The sequence below is a fragment of the Kitasatospora sp. NPDC058478 genome (assembly GCF_042720345.1).
Taxonomy (GTDB): Bacteria; Actinomycetota; Actinomycetes; order Streptomycetales; family Streptomycetaceae; genus Kitasatospora.
Window position 1 is genome coordinate 1 of record NZ_JBHXML010000118.1, and the last position, 17,790, is coordinate 17,790.

Annotated in this window: 17 protein-coding genes and 2 pseudogenes; 11 read left to right on the forward strand and 8 right to left on the reverse strand. The window is 69.9% G+C overall.

Annotation, left to right across the window (positions count from 1 at the left end; genetic code table 11):
• Positions 1–4 precede the first annotated feature (4 nt).
• Entirely contained in the window at positions 5–1,165 is a 1,161-nt protein-coding gene (gene brxD, locus ACFWPT_RS39175) for a BREX system ATP-binding protein BrxD (protein WP_380487705.1), read from the reverse strand.
• Positions 1,165–3,690 (reverse strand): BREX-2 system phosphatase PglZ, encoded by a 2,526-nt coding sequence (gene pglZ, locus ACFWPT_RS39180; RefSeq protein ID WP_380487707.1) that lies wholly within the window; start codon positions 3,688–3,690, stop codon positions 1,165–1,167. The genes brxD and pglZ overlap by 1 nt, the downstream gene beginning before the upstream one ends.
• On the opposite strand from pglZ, the gene ACFWPT_RS39185 reads away from it, so the two are divergent.
• Positions 3,653–4,213, forward strand: a complete 561-nt coding sequence (locus ACFWPT_RS39185) for a tyrosine-type recombinase/integrase (protein ID WP_380487709.1) — start codon at positions 3,653–3,655, stop codon at positions 4,211–4,213. The genes pglZ and ACFWPT_RS39185 overlap by 38 nt on opposite strands.
• Before the next feature lie 851 nt (positions 4,214–5,064).
• On the opposite strand, the gene ACFWPT_RS39190 is transcribed toward ACFWPT_RS39185, so the two are convergent.
• Positions 5,065–5,274 (reverse strand): DUF6243 family protein, encoded by a 210-nt coding sequence (locus tag ACFWPT_RS39190; RefSeq protein ID WP_063352004.1) that lies wholly within the window; start codon positions 5,272–5,274, stop codon positions 5,065–5,067.
• Positions 5,275–6,089: 815 nt separating this feature from the next.
• Between ACFWPT_RS39190 and ACFWPT_RS39195 the strand changes: the two are divergent.
• Together ACFWPT_RS39195 and xerC are read left to right on the forward strand one after the other, a co-directional pair.
• A pseudogene (locus tag ACFWPT_RS39195) lies at positions 6,090–6,218 on the forward strand (Arm DNA-binding domain-containing protein); the annotation flags it as partial.
• A 6-nt stretch (positions 6,219–6,224) separates the two neighbouring features.
• Positions 6,225–7,256: a tyrosine recombinase XerC gene (gene xerC, locus ACFWPT_RS39200; RefSeq protein WP_380487733.1), complete on the forward strand. Its 1,032-nt coding sequence runs from the start codon at positions 6,225–6,227 to the stop codon at positions 7,254–7,256.
• Between the two features lie 203 nt (positions 7,257–7,459).
• Here xerC and ACFWPT_RS39205 read toward each other — a convergent pair whose 3' ends face one another.
• Positions 7,460–8,437 (reverse strand): AAA family ATPase, encoded by a 978-nt coding sequence (locus ACFWPT_RS39205; RefSeq protein ID WP_380487711.1) that lies wholly within the window; start codon positions 8,435–8,437, stop codon positions 7,460–7,462.
• A gap of 558 nt (positions 8,438–8,995) precedes the next feature.
• Here ACFWPT_RS39205 and ACFWPT_RS39210 point away from each other — a divergent pair.
• Together ACFWPT_RS39210 and ACFWPT_RS39215 are read left to right on the forward strand one after the other, a co-directional pair.
• Positions 8,996–10,240 (forward strand): PP2C family protein-serine/threonine phosphatase, encoded by a 1,245-nt coding sequence (locus tag ACFWPT_RS39210; protein ID WP_380487735.1) that lies wholly within the window; start codon positions 8,996–8,998, stop codon positions 10,238–10,240.
• 248 nt (positions 10,241–10,488) lie between these two features.
• Entirely contained in the window at positions 10,489–10,968 is a 480-nt protein-coding gene (locus tag ACFWPT_RS39215; RefSeq protein WP_380487713.1) for a DUF5994 family protein, read from the forward strand.
• 159 nt (positions 10,969–11,127) lie between these two features.
• Here the strand turns inward: ACFWPT_RS39215 and ACFWPT_RS39220 are convergent, their stop codons facing one another.
• On the reverse strand, positions 11,128–11,373 hold the full coding sequence (locus tag ACFWPT_RS39220) for a hypothetical protein (protein WP_380487715.1): 246 nt from the start codon (positions 11,371–11,373) through the stop codon (positions 11,128–11,130).
• A 54-nt stretch (positions 11,374–11,427) separates the two neighbouring features.
• Entirely contained in the window at positions 11,428–11,916 is a 489-nt protein-coding gene (locus ACFWPT_RS39225; RefSeq protein WP_380487717.1) for a DUF5994 family protein, read from the reverse strand.
• Between the two features lie 168 nt (positions 11,917–12,084).
• On the opposite strand from ACFWPT_RS39225, the gene ACFWPT_RS39230 reads away from it, so the two are divergent.
• The 6 genes and pseudogenes from ACFWPT_RS39230 to ACFWPT_RS39255 all read left to right on the forward strand — a co-directional run bounded on the left by ACFWPT_RS39230 (position 12,085) and on the right by ACFWPT_RS39255 (position 16,241).
• Positions 12,085–12,399, forward strand: a complete 315-nt coding sequence (locus tag ACFWPT_RS39230) for a hypothetical protein (protein ID WP_380487719.1) — start codon at positions 12,085–12,087, stop codon at positions 12,397–12,399.
• A 631-nt stretch (positions 12,400–13,030) separates the two neighbouring features.
• Positions 13,031–13,312, forward strand: a complete 282-nt coding sequence (locus ACFWPT_RS39235) for a hypothetical protein (RefSeq protein WP_380487721.1) — start codon at positions 13,031–13,033, stop codon at positions 13,310–13,312.
• An 82-nt stretch (positions 13,313–13,394) separates the two neighbouring features.
• Positions 13,395–13,757, forward strand: a complete 363-nt coding sequence (locus ACFWPT_RS39240; RefSeq protein ID WP_380487723.1) for a hypothetical protein — start codon at positions 13,395–13,397, stop codon at positions 13,755–13,757.
• Positions 13,758–14,258: 501 nt separating this feature from the next.
• Positions 14,259–14,537: a hypothetical protein gene (locus ACFWPT_RS39245; RefSeq protein WP_380487725.1), complete on the forward strand. Its 279-nt coding sequence runs from the start codon at positions 14,259–14,261 to the stop codon at positions 14,535–14,537.
• Positions 14,538–15,145: 608 nt separating this feature from the next.
• Positions 15,146–15,380, forward strand: a pseudogene (locus ACFWPT_RS39250) (DUF4331 family protein); the annotation flags it as partial.
• Between the two features lie 435 nt (positions 15,381–15,815).
• Positions 15,816–16,241 (forward strand): Hsp20/alpha crystallin family protein, encoded by a 426-nt coding sequence (locus ACFWPT_RS39255; RefSeq protein ID WP_380487727.1) that lies wholly within the window; start codon positions 15,816–15,818, stop codon positions 16,239–16,241.
• Positions 16,242–16,439: 198 nt separating this feature from the next.
• On the opposite strand, the gene ACFWPT_RS39260 is transcribed toward ACFWPT_RS39255, so the two are convergent.
• Positions 16,440–16,604 (reverse strand): hypothetical protein, encoded by a 165-nt coding sequence (locus ACFWPT_RS39260; protein ID WP_380487729.1) that lies wholly within the window; start codon positions 16,602–16,604, stop codon positions 16,440–16,442.
• 207 nt (positions 16,605–16,811) lie between these two features.
• Positions 16,812–16,982, reverse strand: a complete 171-nt coding sequence (locus ACFWPT_RS39265; RefSeq protein ID WP_380487731.1) for a hypothetical protein — start codon at positions 16,980–16,982, stop codon at positions 16,812–16,814.
• Positions 16,983–17,790: the final 808 nt, after the last annotated feature.

The window sequence follows — 17,790 nt, forward strand, 5'->3', positions numbered from 1 at the left end:
GCCTTCATGATCTCCGCCGCTGCCTTCGGCGAGCTGGAACATCACCCGGACGTGGTCTTGACCAGCCCAACCACCCCTTAACTACGCGGCATTGGTAGAGGTCTCTGACGCTGCGGCCGAGTTCACCGAGCCGCTCCAGGTCGAAGCCGGCGAGGCGCAGCTGGACCGCGCGGGGTGAGTCGAAGCGCGGGTCGGTCGTGAAGTCGGTGGCCAGGCGCTGTGCCAGCGGGGGGAGCCGTTGCACGCCCTGCTGTCCGTCGTAGAACGCGGGCGTGCCGGTGATCACCAGGAAGAGGCCGGGGAAGCGGCCAGCGTCGATCTCGTCCAGTAGCTGTCGCAGGGCGTTGAGGCCCTTCTCCCGGACGTCGCCTCGTACGCGCTGGAGGGTCTCGATCTCGTCGAGGACGAGCAGCAGGCCGGGGTGTCCGCAGTCGCGCAGGACGGTGAGCAGGCCCTGGAGGAAGCCGAGGGCGGCGAAGTGGTCGAGGTCTCCGCGGACGCCGGCGGTCCGGCGGGCGCCGGCCGCGACGGACTTTTGGCCTCCGAGCCAGGCGATGAGCGCTTCGGCTGTTGCGGCGTCGCCTGCGGCCTTGGCGTGGCGGTAGCCGCGCAGGGCGGCGGCGAAGGCGGGGGTGGTGCGGGCGACGTCGGCGAGGCGGGACTCCATGAGCGCGTCGACGGCCTTGCCGAGGGCTTCGGTGTCGGCCTCCGGTACGTCTCCGGCGTCGAGGACTTCCTCTTCGAGCGTGTAGAACCAGGAGTCGACGATGGCGCGCAGGGCGCTCGGGGCGTGGCTCGCGGTGGACAGGCGTTCGGTCAGACGTCGGTAGACCGTCTCCAGCCGGTGGAGCGGGGTCTCGGTCTCGGAGATCTGGATCTCGGCCGTGGCCAGGCCCATACGCTTGGCCCGCTCGGCCAGCCAGCGGGCGAAGAAGGTCTTGCCGGAGCCGTAGTCGCCACGGACGGCGTGGAAGGCTGCGCCGCCTCGGGTGACGACGGTCAGGTCGTCGTCGAGGGCGCGCTCGAAGCGGTCGAGGCCGACGGCGAAGAGATCGAGCCCGAATTGGGGCACCGTGCCGCGGCGCAGGGCATCGACTACGTCGCGGCGGCGGGCCGCGCTCACGGAGGCCGTGTGTCCCCCGGAGGGGGGCTGAACCGTGTTCATCAGCTGTCCACCTGGAACTGTTCACGGGCGAGCGGCACGTTGAGCCGCAGCCTGCTTCCGTTGTCGCTGAACTCCAGCACGGGGTAGCCCTCTACGTTCAGGAGTCGTTGCAGTGTGGCGGCGAAGCCGTCGGCGTTGCGCCCTGCCTTGCCCGCTGCCGCCGCCACCGCGGTCAGGGACAGGACGCCGTCCGCTGCCACCAGGGCGTCGACGACAGCAGCCATGACCTCGGGCTCGGGCGGCTTGCGGACAAACCTCCGCTGGAAACGGAAGGTCTCGGACGCCACCAGCTTTGTCCCGAAGGAGGGGCCGTGTGCCGGGGTGCTCGTCTCGGCGGCTTCGCGCGTCTCCTCCACGGGTTCCTGGCCGTCCGTGGGCTTGGCCGAGGTCGACGACGTGTTGGTCTGCTCGGCGACACGTGCCGCATCGCGGGTGGGGTTGCCCGCGTTCCACCAGGACGGGGTGACGTCTTCTGGTGCGAGGAGGTGCCAGTCCTTGGGCGGGTCGGTGTCCACGGGCAGCAGCGTCAGGACCGGAACGGTCATCTCGGCGAGGGAGGCGCCGCCGTGGTAGCCCGCCTTGCGGGGCGTGTACCGGATGTCCTCGCGCCAGGGCGCGACGATGCGGCCATCGCCTTCGAGGACGCGCGGTCCGGTGAGCAGGACTTCGCCGGATCCCGGTTCGCCGAGGCGCCAGCGCGCGGCACTTACGCTCCCGGCAGCGGCTGGGGCGTCGAGTCCTTCGCTTCGTTCGAGGACGTGGCCGTGGTCGGCGACGATGACGACGGGTCGGCTGTAGAGGCGTGCGGCGGCGAGGAGTTCGTCCAGGTAGGTCACGTCGGCGAGGCGCCATCGTGTGCGGTCGCCCTGGGCTGCGTGGTCGAGTGAGTCGTCGACCGTGTTGAGCACGACTCCGACGACCGCCTCGCCGGCCAGTTCGCGCTGCAGCGTATCGGAGAGCCGCTGGCCGGCCGCACCTCCTATGTCCGCCTTGTGGAACAAGGCGGCCGAACGGCGCTGCCGGGACCAGAACTCCTCGAAGCCGGGCTTCTCCACCGATTGGCCGCCCTGGGTGAGGCTGCCGGTGAGGAGGGAGGCCCGGCTGATGCGGGTGAGTGAGGGGATCGCGGCGACTGCGGCCGTGCGGCGGCCCCGGGCGGGGCCGGTCTCCAGCCAGCCGCGGCGGGCGAGTTCTTTGCCGAAGCCGACCGCGACTTCGCTGCTCATGCCGTCGACCAGCAAGATCAGTGGTGCCCGGCCAGACTTGCCGGCGAGCTTGACGGCGATGGTGTCGAGCACGTTCTCGACCAGGAGCGCGCCGGCCGGCGTTTGGCCGGTCGCGGTGCGTGTCCATTCACGCAGGTACCGGGCGAAGATCTCGTCGATGACGGCGCGCCGCCCACGAGCGGCGTGGTAGACGCTGTGGTAGGCGGCACTGACCGGTTCCTGGGCATCGGCGTCGCCGGCCCACAAGACGGTGAGGGCGGCATCCACCCAGCCCCAGTCGGCGAGATGCTGCTCGACGGCGTCCGCTACGGAGGTGATGGTCGGCTGCGGGCCGGCCAGCGAGCGTGCCAGGCGCACCGCGGCTTCGGCGGTGCGGACACGCGGGCGCTGCAGGCCCGCGAGGTGGTGGCGTCGCAGTTCCTCGAGGGCTGCCTCGGCCGCGGCGAGGTCGCGTGTGCGGGGGCCGGAGGGGTCGAGGACAGCCGCGAGTGCGTTGAGGCGAGCTTGGAACCCGGAGGGCAGGTAAGCGTTGCCCGCGAGGGCTTCGGCCAGGCCGGATTCCTGGCCGCGGCCGGCGGCGCACAGGTCGAGCAGCAATGACGCCGCGTTGCCGGCGACCTTGGTCAGCCAGTCCCGGATACCGTGCTGCTCGTCCTTGGCCAGTGCCGCGTAGGCGGCGGGCCCGAATGGACTGCGGGACCAGGCCAGCAGGGTGTCGGCGTCCAGCGGGGTGTCGCGACGGCCATCTCCGCGGGTGCCGGCCGCGTCGGGGGATGCCTGGCTGATCGACAGCCTGGCCTCGACGAGTGCGCGCATCGCCGCATCCAGCGTGAGCACGGAGCCGAGCCGCGGCCAGCCACCGTGGGGCTCCGCTTCGAGGAGGGCGTTCACCAGCCAGGATTCCGCGCGGATGCGCGGGTCGAGACCGGTGGCGCCGAATCGCAGCCGGACGATCTCCGCCCGGTCGACGCTGAGGACCTGGCGGCGCAGGGCGTGGCCGAGCACGTCCCAGCCGAGCTGCTCGTCCTCGACCGTGGTGGTGACCACAAGCACCGAACCCGGGCCCGTGGCATCTTCCTGGTGGCGATGCCAGGCGTCGGAGATACCGAGGACGGAGTGCTGTTCCACGACCTCGATCCGGCGCTTGTCCTCAGCCAGGGAGGCAGTGAACTCGGCAGCCGCGCCGGTCTCGTACCGGCCGTGGACCAGGACGAGCCGACGGTCCGGCTCGTTGGGAGGCTCCAGACGCAGAAGTGCCTCGATGACCCGGCGGTTGACCAGGGGCGGCTGGGCCGACATCACTGCGCCGCCCCTTCGCTCACGCTACCGCCCGCTCCGGGCTCGTCCGCGGGCTTCCACCCGATCTCGATCTCGGTATCGGGATCGCCTGCACCTGCAAGCGCCCAAGACCCGCGCCAGCCGCAACTGGGTTAGCCTCTCCCCCCGCGTCACGGCCGCACTGCGTCGCCAGGCCACCCGCCATCGCGGTATGCATCCCGACCAGCCCAGCCTGAACGGGATGGTCTTCACCCGCCCGGATGGCAAGCCCGTCAACCCCGAACGACTCCTGCACACCCTGCGCCAACGCTCAGCCGAGATCGGCCTGCCCAAGATCGGCCTTCACGACCTGCGCCACACCGCCGCTACCATCATGATCAGTTCCCAGGTGCCGCTCGCCGTCGTCTCCAAGACCCTGCGGCACTCCACCCTGGCCACCACCGTCAACATCTACGGCCATCTGCTCCCCCAGGCCGCCCGCGAAGCCGTCGCTGCTCTCGCCGACGCGCTCGACTGGGCAGACCTTCCACGCGAGATCAACTGACGCTTCGCCAGGAGTCGCAATCACCCTGGCCTCACCTCGGCCACAAACCGCCAGGTCAGAGAGACCGACGCGACCACCCTGCGACCACACGATCCCCAGAAACGACTGAGAGCGGGCGCTTGGCTCCCCAAGTACCCGCTCTCACAACCGACTTCACAGTCGGGACGACAGGATTTGAACCTGCGACCCCTTGCCCCCCAGTCAAGGGGCTCAACTATTGTCGACAGCCGAGACCTCAAGGCCTCGGCTTTTTTGCATCTCAACTGCACTGAAAACAAGTGAAGTTGAGACTCATCATGAAGATCCACGGTCGACAGAGCTCGAACCCGCTCGATGCCCAACCGGGTTCAAGTTCGTACATAGATGCCCGCTATCACCCACGGGCGCTCATAGGCGCTCACCAGTCGTGGTCCCAAACTGGTCCCCAAATGGTCCCCAGGGACCCGGTCACTGCGGGTGACAACAATCTGTCGACCCTTCAGCAGGGCCCGCCTGTGGGTTCCACATCGGCCTGTCCGCCGGAGTCGTTCTGGCCAGCGGGTTTCGCGGTAGTCCCACCGAGGTGTCCACCAGTGTTGTCCTGCGGCCGTGTCCACATCCTCTACCGCCGCCGGCTGCGGTGTTGCCCGGGCCGGGCACGGGGACGTGCTGAGCTGCTGGTGCAGCTCGGGGTGGTGGCACTGACGGGCTGCCGATCCTGCGGCTGCCCCGGATGGTCAGCTGAGCTGAGACGCGGGTGGTCGGCCAAGAGCTGAGCAGGACCGGCCGCGCCCGGTACGGCAGCAGGGCTCGGACCGCGCGTCGCGGTCCGAGCCCTGCCCCGTGCGGTGCCGGGCTGCGGCGGCGGTGCGTCAGCCCTGTACGGTGTCGCCGCCCGCCTGCCCGGCGCCCTCAGCCGTTCCTGCCTTCTCGCGCATCTTGCGCACCAGCTCCGCCTTCTGGTCGGCTGCACCCTGGCGGTCGAGGTTGCGGTGCGGACCGTTGTTCTGCCGTTCGGCGCGGGACTGCCTCTTGCGCTGGCCGCCGCCCATGCCCACGGGGTTGTTGATGTTCTTGCTCACGGTCGTGGGTTCTCCCGGTGGTGAAGTGAAGTGAAGTGATCTACGGATTCATCGGTGGGGGACGGGCGGCGACGTCGAAGGACGTCAGCAGGGGCCCATCACGCGCTCACTCGTAAATCGGGGTCTGGAAGAACATGGCAAAGACGTTACCCGGTTCCGTCGGCCCTGAACACCAACCTTTTCGCCGCCCCCGCGTCGGCCGGGCCTTCGGCGAGCGCCCGGGGCCGGCCGGTTCCTTCCGGGATTCCCAGCACCGCCAGCACCCGCCGGTCGTCGCCGCCCGCCCTGTCCAGATGGGCGTTGCCGGGCCGCGGGGGCGCTGCCAGTGGTCGCGAGCACACTGATGGCATGAGAGGTCATCTCACTTGCGTCCCGCCGTTGCGGGACAACCCTTGGCTCGGGCAGCGGCGATTCACCTGCCGATTCCCGTTCCCGTGTCCTTTTGGCCACGCGGTGGACATCGCCCATGGGGAGAGGACACGGAATCTGGGATCCCACACCGCCCGCTGGCCGGCCGGGACACCCTTCGCTGCCACTCGCCAGCCCGGGCAGATCAAGTTCGACTACCCACTGGATACGGATGGTGATCTTCCGGACGGTGTGTCGTCTTGAGCGTGTCCTCGCCCGCTGGTCCTGACGTACCTCGCGCACAGCCCCGCACGCTCTGCCGCCACGCCCGGCCGAACGGCAAGCCTTGGACCAGGGTCACCGCGTTCAAGAAGGAGAAGCACACGGGACAGCGTGCGCAGCGGGGCAGGGTGTACCGGCGGTGTGGGTGCCGGGACGAGGGCGGGCGGCAGTTGGGTGCGTGGTGTGTGCGGTTGCTGGAGGAGGCGGGTCACGGGTCGTGGACGTACTGCGTTGACCTGGCGCCGGAGGACGGCCGGCGTCGTACGCGGCGTCGTGGCGGGTTCGCGACCGAGGCGGAGGCTGCGCAGGAGCTGGCGGCGGTGCTGGAGGGTGAGCTGAGCGGGTCGTACGAGGAGCGTCGTACCACCGTGGCGGACTACCTGCGGGAGTGGCTGGCCGCACGGAAGGAGGATCTCACCGTGAACACCTGTGCCGGTTACGCGGCGTACGTGGAGAGGGACCTGATCCCGGCGTTCGGGCGGTGCCGGTTGCTGGACCTGCGGCCGAAGCAGATCGAGGACTGGATGGCCGCTCAGCGGAAGGCCGGGCGGGGCCGGGTCACGCTGTACCGGGTGGTCTCGACGCTGCCCAACGCGTTGAACCACGCGGTGCGGTCGTGGCGGCTGAAGTTCAACCCGGCCGAGCACTGCGTGCCGCCCAAGCCCCGCGCGCAGGAGCGGACCTGCTGGACCCCGAAGGAGGCCGCGTCGTTCCTGCGGCACAACGCCGAGCAGTACGCCGACCAGCTGGCCGACCTGTTCGAGGTGATGCTCGGTACCGGCATGCGCCGCAGTGAGGTCCTCGCCCTGCACTGGTCGGACGTCCACCTCATGGACCGAAAGCTCTTCGTCCGCTGGACCCTGTCCGCCGTGGACAACGGCGACCTCCACTTCAACCAGCCCAAGACCGAGGCCAGCCGCGCCTGGATCAGCCTCTCCCCCAGAGTCATGGCCGCCCTCCACCGCCAGGCCGACCTCCAGATGTCCGCCCACCTCGACGGCCAGCTGGAAGGCCTCGTCTTCGCCAACTCGGACGGATCGCCCCTGCGGCCCCAGTGGGTCCTCGACCAGCTCCGCAAACGCACCGCCGAACTCGGCCTGCCCCGGATCGGCCTGCACGACCTGCGCCATACCGCCGCCAGCATCATGATCGCCGAAGGCATCCCCATCGCCATCGTGTCCAAGACCCTGCGCCACGCCACCCTGGCGACCACCATCAACCTCTACGGCCACCTCTTCAAGGACTCCGCCGACCAGGCCGTCAACGCCCTCGCCCGGGCACTCGATCAAGCCCAGGAAGGCCGGCTCCGGGCCGTCCCCCGTGGCGACGACGACCTGCCACTGGCGGCATAGCGGTAGCCACAACCTGAGACCTTCGCCGGTCCGGCGTAGCTGCGCCTGACCGGGGTCTCCGGGAGGGCGGCCTTCAGGCCTCGCGGCTGGCTGCCCTCCCGGGCTTCGCAGAGCGTTGCGTGCCGCTCTGGAGGGCAGCCGCCGGGGCCGTGCCGAGGTCCCAGGGGACCAGGAGGTGCGGGGTGAACCGCGACGGGGCCCGGTCAGGCATGGCGCAGCGCGTGCCGCTCGTCCAGTCCTTCGGTCAAGAGGTGTTGGTCGACCACGTCGTTGCCTCCGAGAATGGCGCGTTTGGCCGCGGATTCGGCGGCCTTGACCAGCTCGGCGTGGCTGAGCTGGCCGACCTTGGTGATCAGGTCGGACCAAGGTACGCCGGTGGTGTCCATTCCGGCTAGGCGTCGTTGCAGAATCTCGATCGCCTGTTCCGGGGAGGGCGGTGCGTAGTGGACGACGAGGTCGAAGCGGCGGAAGAGTGCGCGGTCGAGGAGGTGGCGGTGGTTGGTGGCGGCGACGACGAGGCTCTCGGTGGGGGCTTCGTCGAGGAAGAGGAGGAAGGAGTTGAGGATGCGGCGGGCTTCGCCGACGTCGTTGCCGGCGGTGCCTTCGGCGCCGAGGGCGTCGAACTCGTCGAAGAGGTAGACGGCGCGGGTCTCGGCGGCGGCTTCGAAGACGGTGCGGAGCTTGGTGGCGGTCTCTCCCATGAAGCGGCTGATCAGTCCGTCGAGGCGGATGGTGAACAGCGGCAGAGAGAGTTCTTTGGCCAGTGCGGCGGCGGTCATGCTCTTGCCGGTGCCGGGCGGCCCCGAGAGGAGGATGCGGTGTACGGGGGTGAATCCGAAGCGTTCCAGGCGGGCGCGCTGGCGTTGCTCGTGCAGGACCTTGTCCAGGGGGGCGCGGACGTCGTCGGCGAGGGTCATGTCGTCGAGGCGGACGTCGGGGTAGCCGGCGGTGAGGAGGCTGGCGAGTTCACCTCTGGGCTGGACGACGGGTGTCGGGGCGAGCCTGAGGATCTTCTCGGCCCGGGCGGCATCGATGATCTCGCGGAGTTCGACGGCGAGCTTGCCGTGGCCCTGGCGCGCGGACTTCGCGGCCACCTGGAGGGCGATGCTGTAGAAGCGGTCCTCGTCGCCGGCGGCATGGGCGTTGAGGAGTGCCTTGAGGTGGTCAGCCGTGGCAGCCACGCACCTCACACTCCTCTTCAGCAGACCGGCCCGCCACTCTAGCGAGCGCCCCGGACAACCGATACCCACGGCGCGCGCTCCAGCGCCGTGGGTATCGTACGGCGGCATGGGCGCCCGCTCGACCGCGGGCCGGAAGGGCTCTCGGTCACCGAGCCTGCCACGCGAGGTGGACTCGGCGGCGCTGTCCTGTGAAGAGCTCCAGGCCTGGCGAGGTCCTCCGGCGAGCGGCGTAGCCACGCGTCGAACGGCTTCGGGACTGCGGCTTGGAATCGGGGGGTGGGGCGTCTCTGGCCGGTGCGCCGGTCAGAGACGCCCGAGCCTCGCGTCGGCAGCAGGAGTCTCGTCCTCCTCGGGGTCCGGGCGGAGCATGTCGAGGAGGTCGCGAGCTGCCCAGTCCGGGAGGGTCACTGCTGGCGGGATCTGGCTCGGGTGTCGCGGGGTGAGAGCCGGTGCGATGCTGAGACGGACAAAACGCCAGTGCGGCGCTCGCGTGGCCGCGTGGGGCAAGGCAGGAAAGCCGGCCGGCGAAGAGGGCCACTGCGGGGAATTGAGGTGCCCATGGCGGAATTGGCTCGGGAGAACCGCAGGGCCGCGGTGGACCGGTCGGAGGGCTTCGGTGAGCGGCTGCTGGGCCAGCTGCTGGACCGGGCTCACGAGATGCCGCCGCAGCTCATCGCCCCGCTGGTGGCGGAGGAGGTCCGCGCGATCGGTGGCCGGGACGTCTCGATCCTTCTGCAGGATTACGGCCAACTCATGCTGGTGCCGCTTCCGGGCAGGGGACTCACCGGTGGAGACCCGGTGCCCATCGACGGTTCCCGGGCCGGCGAGGTCTTCCTCCGTACGACCCCGGCCGAGCACCGTCAGGCCGACGGGATACGGATGTTCCTGCCGCTGTTGGACGGCAGTGACGAGGTCGGGGTCATGGCCGTCACCCTCGACAGCGTCGATGACGACGACCGCCGGTTACTACGGCGTCTCGCCGGGCTGGTCGCCGACATGCTGGTCACCAAGAACGGCTACACGGACCAGTTCTTCCAGGCGCGGCGCCGCGAGCCGATGAGTGTGGCAGCGGAGATCCAGTGGTCACTGCTGCCCCCGCTGTCGATGAACACCCCGCAGGTCGCGGTCGCCGGGATCCTGGAGCCCGCCTACAACGTCGCCGGCGACAGCCTGGACTACGCCCTGAACGACGACATGCTGCATCTGGCCATGATCGACGCGATGGGCCACGGCTTGAACGCCGCCGTGCTGGCGACCGTCGCCGTGGGCGCCTATCGGCATGCCCGGCGGGCCGGTGTCGGGCTCGCCGAGCTCTATGCGTTCATGGATTCCGCGATCGACGAGCAGTTCGGCCCGGACCAGTTCGTCACCGCGCAGATGATGCGCATGGACATCGGAACGGGCGAGCTGCAATGGGTCAACGCAGGCCACCCGGCACCGCTGCTGATCCGCGATCACCGGGTCATCCTGACCCTGGACAGCCCCGGCACCCTACCGGTCGGCTTCGGCGGTGCCACACCACAGATCAGCGTGCGGCAGCTCCGGCGCGGCGACCGGGTGCTCTTCTACACCGACGGACTCGTCGAGGAACACCAGAACGGCGGGGAAGAGTTCGGCGAGGAACGCCTGATCGCCACCATCGAGCACGTCGGACCCGCCGGTGGAGGCGTGCAGGAGATGGTGCGGAGCCTCTCGCACACCCTGATGCGGGAGCGGGGCGGAACCACCACCGACGACGCGAGCCTCTTTCTGGTCGAATGGCGGGGCGGCACCGCCGACCACCTCGCAAACCCAGAACTGTAGAACACGATGCAGACCTGCAGCGGGGACCACACCTTTGACATGGGACGTCTCCGGCAACCTCGAGAGCGGGACGCCGGCGTCCTGCCACCCGGTCGGGAAGCCTCCACCAGCCGCCCTCTGCCCTCCCGGGTGGGCCCTGGCCCTGGCCGGAGTACGGTGGAAGAGCTCACCGTCTGCGGCATGCACAGCTTGGGGTACCCCGCTGCAGCACTTGGTCATCCGGAATGAGCCCGGGGTAGGTGTTCGACATGACCGCGTCCTTCGATCCCGCCGCCGGCCAGCCCTCGGAGCCGGAACCACCGGTCCGGCTCCGGCTGACACCCGAGGGCACCACCCCCGGCCGGCTGGACGGGGCCTGGTGGCCCCGCTCGCACGACCTCCTACGTGAACTTCCCCCGCTGGCAGCAGCGCTGGACCCCAGGTGGGGGCGGATCACCCGGGTCACCGTGAACCCGGCGCACTGGCCGGTCATCCCCCGGCGGGTCCCGGTCGCAGGCCACGTCATCCACGTCGGGTGGTTCGACCAGGAGCAGGACGCAGACGAGGTGATGGTGTGCTCCTTCATCCCGCTGCGCCTGGAACTCCTGGTGATTCCCCCCGACGCCGAGGCCTCCGCCGCCGAGAGGCTGATGACAACGGCGTCCGACCCGGCCAACACGCGCACCGGCACCGACCTCCTGACAGCCGCAGGTGTTCCGGCAGCAGACCGGCCGCAGACAGACGGATAACGCCGCCACCAGCGAACGGCACCACGCGGTTCGCCACCGACTCCGGCTCATTTCGCATCGGGTCGAGGCGGTGGCGTGCCAGAGCGACTGTGCCGCCGCGTGGCCCCATGCAGCCCTGCGCCTCGCCGACCCCGCACTGGATGACCAGATCCGCGCGGCTCAGTACGCGGAGCCACTTCGCAGATAGGTGCCCGCGACCTCAAGCCACGCCCCAGGGCTGAAGCAAACCTCGACCGCGTGCGGAGTGTCTTCGAAGACGCGCAGGATCCGCAGTGCTCCGCTCGGATGAAGGTCGTACTCGTACGTGAGGCCGCCGGGGACGTCCTGGTACTGCATGTCCAACGGCCCCTTGGACGGCTCGGACGGCGACCTGGCCTCGGCCGAAAGTTTCACGTACACGGACATGTCTCCACCATGCCTTTCCTGCCACCCATACAACCCATACGGGTGGCGCCTCGGTCAGAACGATTCGCCGGAAGGCTCGGAGCCAACCGGTGGCGATGAGGATCCGCTGCGCCGAGTCGGTGCCGCCGGCCTCGACCGCCCGCGCCATGGGGGCGTGGGCCGCATCGAGGCTTGCTTGCGAAGGGATGACGAGCAGCGTGAAATGATCGCGATCACCCGCGTGATGATCATCGTGTCATCACCGACCGGGTTCCAGTTGATGTGCACGGACCGGCCGTCGACGACCAGAGGGGGCGGGATGTCGTCCCCCGCGTCCGCATTCAGGCCGGTGCTCGTGACAGGGCCCAGATGCTCGGTCAGCGCAGGGATGAGGCCGGGCAGCTCGGCACCGAGGTCACGGGAACGAGGCCACCACGCACCATCGAGTGTCCCCTCGCGCGACCGCGTCGGCTCCGGACTCAGCAGCACCGAACCGGGTTTTGCAGACTCGCGGAACCGGTCCGGCAGGAGCGCCGGGAACGGCGTGTCGGAGTCGTCCGCCATAGCCCGCCACCCATCTGCAGGCCCCGGGAAGAGCCCACTCACCAGGGAGGACGACGCCGCGGACAGCCAGCACCTGAACCACCCCGGTGTCCCCACCGTACTCCGACCGGTCATCGACCTCTCCAGGCCGACCGGCCGGCGCAGGCCGGAAGGCGGTACGGAGGAGCGATGGCGCGGCTCGGGGTGAAGGGCGATGACCGCATCGTCGACCTGTCGTGGTGGGAGAAGGCAGCGGCGCGTCGCCGTGAGGTCCGCGCGCCCGTGTCCACGATCCATCAGGTGAGCGTCGAGCCCGACTGGTGGCATGCCCTGCGCGGCGTGCGGGACGAGGTACCTGGATTCCCGGCGTCCTGCCACCGACAGACGGCGCCGGTCCGCCTCGTCGGCGGCCCAGGCGAGCACCATGCGACTGGGGCGTTCGGGATCGACGCCGACCACTACGGGACGTTGTCCGCCGGGACTCATCATGTCTCCTCCCGTTGACAGGGAGCGGACCCGTCGGCACACCGCCTTGCGCGCCGCACCGGCGGGCCCTCGCCGGAAGCCGCCTGCAACAAGTCCGCATCCGATCAGGTGGCCCCGGCCGATCGCGACGCCCACGCGGTCACCGGACGAGGAAGCGGACATTCTTTTACGGTATTCCCGAGCCGCTCGGACACCCGCCGGATCTCAGGGGAAAGAAACGTCCCGAACACGTGTGACCGCGCGATGGGATCGCACTGCAACTGCCACTTCGCAGAACAAAAGGCCGCCTCCGCATCTCTGCGAAAACGGCCCACGCCCTGCATAAACGCTGAACAACAGGATTTGCACCTGCGCCCCCCGGCACTTCAGTGACCCCGTCATCTCCCGACCGAAAGGCCGGGATGGGATATCGCGATCACGAGTCGCAGAATCAGGGCTCCTGCTCCACTAATCTGCATAATTACCTCCTCGCGATCGTCCTTCCGGTAAGTTCTCCGGCACCTTCCAGGTTACTCCGGGAAAGCGCGAATTCGGGCCTGCCAAGTGCACGAATACCAAACGCGTGGGTTCACCACCCCAGGCGGACCTGAGGGGCGACCTCCAGGTGGCCTGACAGTGCCGATCAGCCGGGTAGCGGCAGCACGGTCCGGTGTCGAGCATCGTGGCCATCAGCGACGGCGATCCGCCTCTGAGCAACGACGCGCACTGTCTCGACGGGACGGCGCGGGCTTTCAGCCGGAGTGTGGGCAGGGATTCGGATGGCACTATGCCGATGTTCCTGCTCGACTGGACCGTGACGGCGGTGTTCTCGGCCGACGGCGCGTTGCGGTACGCCCGCGCGACGGGCCCGGGCAGTGGAAATGTCGAACTGGACATGCGGTCCACATCGGACGTACTCGAGGCATACGGCAGTCCGGCACCGCCGCCGTAGCCCGTGGTCCCCCGACCGGATGACGTGCCACAGTGCACATCGGGTGATCACGAGCGCATTGCCGGAAAGGGACGGAGGAGCGATGGCAAGGCTCGTGGTGGAAGGCGATGAGCTCGTCGCCACCCTGTCGTGGTGGGAGAAGGCAGCGGCGCGTCGCCGTGACGTCCGGGTGCCCGTGCCCGCGATCCGTCAGGTGACCGTGGAACCCGACTGGTGGCGTGCCCTGCGCGGCGTACGCGGACGAGGCACGTGGATCCCCGGAGTCCTGTCCATCGGCACCCGTCCGCATCCCCAGGGGAAGGACTTCGCGGCTGTCCGTGCCCGAGGGCGCCGGCCCGTCGTATGCGTCGATCTGCAGAGTCCCTCGCCCTGCGCCCGCCTGGCCGTCACCGACCCGGATCCCGACGACACCGCACGAGCCGTCCGAGCAGCCGCCGGCCTCTGACCGCTATGCGGATACGCGACCTGGAGGCCTGGCCGGTCGTGGGACGACGACGGCTACGCCGTCGGTCTCCTCCCCCGGGACCGGGAGGAGCATCCCTGGAACGCCGACGCTACGACGTCGCCGGACTGCACCGGACCGGACCGCCGAACGCCTCGGGCTCCACGACTTACCGATCCTCCCAGTCAGCCGCCGAACCCGCTGCCGCAGGTGTCCGGCCTCACCCGCCGACTTGCCCGCCCATACGGCTGCGCCGCTACCCGGACGCGCCGGACCCTCATCCGTGGGCCCGGCGCGTGTCCGGGCACAAGGGCTTGGCCGTGTCGGACACCCTGGAGTTCTCGGGCTATGTACCCATCGTTGATCCCTTCGTCGCACCTGCAGAAGCCCGGTCGGAGGTGATCCGGGTCGGGCACGGCTGCCTGTGCCTGGCGAATCACCGAACGCCCCCAGGGCCTGTGCGAGTCGGGTATTGGCAGCGGCGCCCTGGTCGCAGACGGAAGAATGATCCGTATGCAGGCGCAGTGGGTTTACCAGTTCCGGGACTGCCCGGACGCCGACGACGTCGAGGCCCTGGCCGAGGAAGAGAGTCGGCCCCGGCAGATCCTGGTGCGCGACCGCTCCGGCGCTGGCGGCCTGGTCGACGGATACGTCCTGCAGAGCATCGACGCGCAGGAGCGCACCGCCGTCTACATCTGGACTCAGACCGGCGCCCCCGACGCGGTCGCGGCCTACCTGCTGGAGTTCCTCGCTGAGGTCTGCCCCAGGGAGACTGCCTGGTGAGCGACGGCTTGGAAGCGGTCCACCCACACATCCGGTGCTTCCTCGATGCGAGTCGACGCGATGCTCCCTCGACTTCGCCGCAGGAGCGAGTACCCAGCGGCTCGCGGGTAACGGGTCAGCCGGCCGTGACGCCACGATCCGGCAGCTGAGTCAGGAGCCCGCCCTCCGAGCGCCGCCTGCCGATGGCCAGGGCACCGGCAACCGTGAGAACTGCCGCCATCGACCAGCGGCGGGTGAGGCCCCAGCGCTTCGCGGAGCGTGCCACAGGCCGGACTCCCGGATGGACTACCTCCGTAGACACTTCGGCACTACGCGTGATGACTGCATGAATGGCTTACCACCGTCGGTCGCGCACCAGACAGCTCCCCCCAAAACCTCCCGAGGCCGCACGCATCGACTCGGGCCCCTCCCGGGGCCGCACGCCCGTTCACGTGGGAAGTCGCCCGGAGTGTCCTGCGCCCGAACGCAGGGGCGCCATCGTCCGCGAGGCCTGGCGGCCCGCTGCGGAACGCCGATCCGAGCCACCCGCCAGAGAGACGGACCATGCGCCTCCTCGTTCGCCCCGCCTGCCCGCGCTCGGGCGCCGCGCCGGGCGGCCGCTCGCCGGAATGGGCGTGCTCGCCCTCGCCGCGGCCGACGCGCTGGCCGGTCTCACCCCCGGTGTCCGTTCCGCCTCAAGCCACCGCGAGGCGCCGCTGATCGCGGGCGATCCGCGGGCCGACAACACCGACGTGTACGCCTTCGTCAGCCCCGACAAACCGGGACACCTTCACGTTGATCGCGAACTGGATCCCGTTTGAGGAACCCAACGGCGGGCCGAACTTCTACGCGTTCGCGGAAGACGTCACCTCAGTCCCTTGGAGGCCGCAAAGTATGGGGCGTCCCCAAGCCGGCGCTGAAGAACGCTGCGGAGCAGATCCGCCGGATCCGGGCTGGGGCTGCAGGTCATGGGAACCGCCCGTCAGCAGGAGGGGCTCAAGGTGATCTGGGGGGCTTGTGCCGTCGCCCGATGTCGGCCTGGCGGCCGAGCCGCGGCAGCGCGAACTCCCCGGTGGACGTACTCACATGAACCCGCGACCTTCGGACGGCAGCGCGCCAAGGGTCGCGCGCACCCGGCTCGCTAAAGTTGAGCGCCAGCTTGTCAAGAAAGCTCTGGCGTCGCTATAACTTTCTCGTCGAGGCGCCCAGGCGGGAGGACAGAGCCAGGCAGGTCCGGCGCCGTGGCGCCCGTGGGCACCCGTGACCGTTAGCGACTGTGAGGAGCTGGTCCCTTTGTTGATGCGTACCGACTCCCTGCGCGGCCTGCGCGACCTCGACCGGCTCACCCAGCAGCTGGTCGGCACCGTCTCCCAGCCGGCGGGGATGCCGCTGGTCGCTTACCGCGACGGCGAGGTGTTCGTGCTGCGCCTGGACCTGCCGGGCATCGACCCGAAGACCATCGACCTGGACGTGGAGCTTAACGTCCTGACTGTGCGCGCGGAGCACGCGTCCGGGCTGCCGCAGGGCGCGGAGGTGCTGGCGGACGAGCGGGTGCTGGGCCGGTTCTCCCGGCAGGTGTTCCTGGGCGACGCGCTGGACACCGACCGGATCGACGCCGACTACGACCAGGGCGTGCTGAGCGTGCGCGTGCCGATCAGCGAGAAGGCCCGCCCCCGCAAGATCGCCATCACGGCCAAGGGCGAACGCGAGGCCATCTCCGCCTGACCGCTGCGATGCGGCTTCGATGTCCGCTCCCCGTTCCTGCCGCACCGACCGGCCGCCGCGCCCTGCCGGGCTTCGCTCGCCGACGCCGGCGAGTGCCCGTGGGCGCGGCCCGACCTCTCCGTGCGGGCCCGGACCTCTCTCCTTCGGTCCGGGCTCGCGCGGCGGGCCGCGAGCGGGCCGGCCGGTGCGGTGAAGTCTTCAGCGGGCCGCCCGGCCCCGGGCGCGGTCGCGGTCGCGGCGGTGGGCGCGCACGGTTGACCTATGGGCATCGTGGTTCTGCTGGAACTGGTCGAGCCGCTGGACGCTCTCATCCTGGGGATCGGCGGCGATCCGGTCGACGCCCTGTCGGTGCGGCGGGTCCATGCCGCACCCTCGGATCCGGATGCACCCGGCGGGCTGGGGCGCTCACCGTGTGCGGTATGGGCACCGCGGCCATGGTGGTCGACCGGTGGAGTCCGCAGCGGCCGGGGCAGGGGTGGTATCCGCCGCGCTGGGCCGGGTACTTGTGCCTGACCTGTGATACCGCCACCCGTGCCCTCTGATCCGGCGGTGGGGCGGGCCGGCGCGGTCCTATCGGGCCCCCGGCGGGCGGTCGCTGTGCTGCCGGGTGGTGTCGAGGGCGGCGCGCAGGGCGGGCAGGTCCGTGATGGCGGCCTGTTCGGCGAAGCGGGCCAGCAGCCGGCGCAGGACCCGCTCGTCCCGATCGTGCACGGCTTCGGCGATGGCCGTCGCTAGCGCCACCTGGGTATCGGGGTCTGGGGTGCGCTCCTGCCGCGCGGCCTGCGGCCCTTCCACCGCTCGCCTCCCGTTCACTCGTGATCCCTGGCCGCTGGACGCGGCGTCCTCCGTCACGGCGCGGCTGCGGCGACCGGCCGCCCAGCCCCGTGCGGAGCGAAGACTACCTCCCCGACCGGCACCGAAAAATCTATGCCCGCTGGAGTAGACATTGCCGCGCACCGTGGTTAGTGTTTCTCTCGCAGCAAGCCGCCAGACACGAACTGGCGGGCAGAAGTTCGCAGGTCGGCACGGTTTGCAGGGTCCTGAAGCCAGGGATGGTGCAGTAAGGCGACGGGACCGGTGGCCGGGCCGGGCGGCCCGCAGGCATCAGGGGCCGCTACCCAGCGGTACCGCAGTTCAGCAAGTGCACTACTCGTAGGTGAAGTTGAGTTCGGCAGTATCGGCAGTCGCAGTGCGCGGTACCCCAGTGAAGGCGCCCAGACTGCGGGCGCGCGCGCTGGGAGTCCGGCAGTGGGGTTCCAAGCCGAGCGGTTGAGCAGGACGGGCAACGGGGCTGGCTGCCGGAGTCGGCGGGACCGCCAGGGACCGCCGTAGCAGTACCGGGTAGTTGGCACTACCACGCAGTTCGCATTACCGCAGTACCCGTGTGAGCAGTACCGAGCAGGTCGTATTACCACGCAGTTGGAAGTACCGCAGTTCGCAGTAGCCGGCCCGTACAGAGGATGAGTGGAGGGACAGCGCGCCATCAGGATCGCCCGGCCCGTGAGGAAGTCGCCTGGGCGGATTCCGTAGACCCCAAGGCAAGGACGGT